3 protein-coding genes are annotated in these 2508 nt (G+C 73.1%); all 3 read right to left on the minus strand.

Annotated elements, in window-relative coordinates; translation table 11 throughout:
* The coding region (locus ABZ641_RS32845; RefSeq protein ID WP_359987781.1) for a hypothetical protein at positions 1–391 on the minus strand (391 nt) is incomplete at its 3' end.
* 81 nt (positions 392–472) lie between these two features.
* On the minus strand, positions 473–946 hold the full coding sequence (locus ABZ641_RS32850) for an ATP-binding protein (RefSeq protein WP_344624782.1): 474 nt from the start codon (positions 944–946) through the stop codon (positions 473–475).
* Positions 947–1197: 251 nt separating this feature from the next.
* Positions 1198–2508 (minus strand): MFS transporter (locus ABZ641_RS32855; protein ID WP_359987784.1); only part of this gene is annotated, 1311 nt, incomplete at its 5' end.

Genomic DNA, 2508 nt, shown 5'->3' on the forward strand with positions numbered 1-2508 from the left:
CGGGGTCGGCCGGGCCTCCCGCGGCGCCGCCGAGCGGTGCCCGGTCCGCGTACGGCTGCGGCTCGGGCGCGGCGGCGTAGGACTGGTCGGGGTACGGCCGGATGGTGGCGGGCTCCGCTGGGGCGGCCGCGGCGCGGGCCCGGCGGGAGGTGCGCAGTTCGGCGCTGCGGCGGCGGTGCCGACGGCTGCCGGCGGCCACCAGCAGGCAGCCGAAGACGAAGATCAGGGTCAGCGCGATCCCTGCGAGGAAGACCGCGAGGCTGTTCATGGTGGCGATGTGGTTGCCGAGCACGGCCACCGTGGTGGTCGGTCCGCCGTCGAGGTTGTCGGCGATCAGCAGTCCGGTGAAGGCACCGGTCGCCGCCAGCAGCAGGAGTCCGAGCGCGAGCATCGGCTGTCTCCTTTCGGGCTTGCGGGGGAGGTTCCCCCACCCGCGTCTGCCCCGGCGCCGCCGTCCGATGCACGGGCCGGGTCAGGGGTGCTCCTCGTCGTCCTGCCCGTCCCGGCCGGCGAGGCTGAGGTCCGCCCAGACGGTCTTGCCGTGGTGGTGCGGGACGACTCCCCAGCCGGTGCTCAGCCGGTCGACGATGTGCAGTCCCCGGCCGCCGGGCCCGTTGGCGGCCTCCGGCGGTTCGCGGGGGGCGGGGCTGCCCGGTCCGCCGTCGAAGACCTCGACCCGGGCGGACGGGCCGTCCCGCACCAGGGTGAGTTCGATCGGGCTGCCGCCGTGCAGGAGGGCGTTGGAGAGCAGTTCGGAGACCACCAGCAGCATGTCGGCACGGCGCTCCTCGCCGCCGGGGCGCCCCCACTCGTCGAGGACCCTGGTGGTGAAGTCGCGGCCCGACCGGATGTCCCCGGGTGCGCCGAAGTAGCACCGGTGGCGTTCGGAGACGGTCCGTGCGGCCCCGGCGGCGTGCCGTGGCCGCCCTGCGGCGCCCTTCGCCATGTGCTCACTCCGTCGACCGTGTCCGACCACTGTGTGCGCTGCTCCCGTCGGAGCGGCTGTCCCCCGCCGCGGCTGCCGTCCGGCGGCCGCGGTGCCGGCGGCCGCGGTCCGGTCCGCCGCGGGCGGAGAGGCTCCGGTTCCGCGTCTGCCCAGCTCCGCCGGGAAGAACCCGGCCGGACGGGGGACCGCGGGTGGCGCGGTCGCCGCCCGGCCGGACCGGTGCCGCGCACCGGTGTCACGGCCTGCCGCCGTCAGGAAGGCCCGGCGGCCGCGGCCTGCACCTGGCTGAGCGGCGCGGCGAGCGACTCCAGGCTGCGGCGCTCGGCCTTCACCCCGATCGCCGCCTCGACGAGTCCCGCCACCACCATCAGTGCGGCGCCGATCGAGAAGGCAAGCGTGGTGTCGGCGGTCTTGCCGCTGCTGACCAGGCCGTTGAAGAGCAGCGGTCCGGTGATGCCGCCGATCGCGGTGCCGACGGCGTAGAAGAACGCGATGCACAGCGCCCTGGTCTCCAGCGGGAAGATCTCGCTGACGGTCAGGTAGGCGGCGCTGGCGCCGGCGGAGGCGAGGAACAGCACGGCCGTCCAGCACACCGTCATGGTCGTCGCGTCGAGCGTGCCCTGCTGGAAGAGGTAGGCCGTCAGGAAGAGCAGCACGCCCGAGCCGATGTAGGTGCCGGCGATCATCGGTTTGCGGCCGACCGAGTCGAAGAGGTGGCCGAGCAGCAGCGGTCCGAGGAAGTTGCCGACGGCGATGACGGCGAAGTAGTACCCGGTGTTGCCGTCGGGGACGTTGAAGAACGTCGTGAGGATCACCGCGTAGCCGAAGGTGACGGAGTTGTAGAGGAAGGCCTGGCCGACGAAGAGGGCGAGGCCGAGGACCGTCCGCCGCGGATAGGTGGAGGTCACCGTCCGGGCGATGGTGATGAACCCGAGCGCTCCCCTGGGCCTGATGGTGATCTCCTCGGTGGCGGGCGGGAGCTTCTCCCCGGTCTCCTCCGCGACCGTCCGTTCCACGTCGTCCACCAGGCGTTCGGCCTCCTCGGCGCGGCCGTGCGTGAACAGCCAGCGGGGGCTCTCCGGGACGTGCCGCCGCACCAGCAGGATGACGAGGCCGAGAACGACGCCGAGGGCGAAGGAGAGCCGCCAGCCGACGTCGGTCGCGAACAGCGCGGTGTTCAGCAGGGCGATCGAGGCGAAGGCGCCGATCGCGGCACCGATCCAGAAGCTGCCGTTGATGATCAGGTCGACCCTGCCGCGGACCCTGGCCGGGATCAGCTCGTCGATCGCCGAGTTGATCGCCGCATACTCGCCGCCGATGCCGAAGCCGGTGAAGAACCGGCAGAGGAAGAAGAACCAGGGCGTCCAGGCGAGTGCGGTGACGGCGGTCGCCGCGAGGTAGACGCCGAGCGTCACCATGAAGAGCTTCTTCCGGCCGAGGCGGTCGGTCAGCCAGCCGAAGAAGAGGGCGTGACGATCGACGCGGTGCCACGGTTCCGTCGGGAGAGCGGACCGCGCGGCCGGGGGACGTCCCGCGGAGCCGTGCAGGTGCACCCAGTCTCG

Origin of the sequence: Kitasatospora sp. NPDC007106, from assembly GCF_040634455.1 — a bacterium.
Taxonomy (GTDB): domain Bacteria; phylum Actinomycetota; class Actinomycetes; order Streptomycetales; family Streptomycetaceae; genus Kitasatospora; species Kitasatospora arboriphila.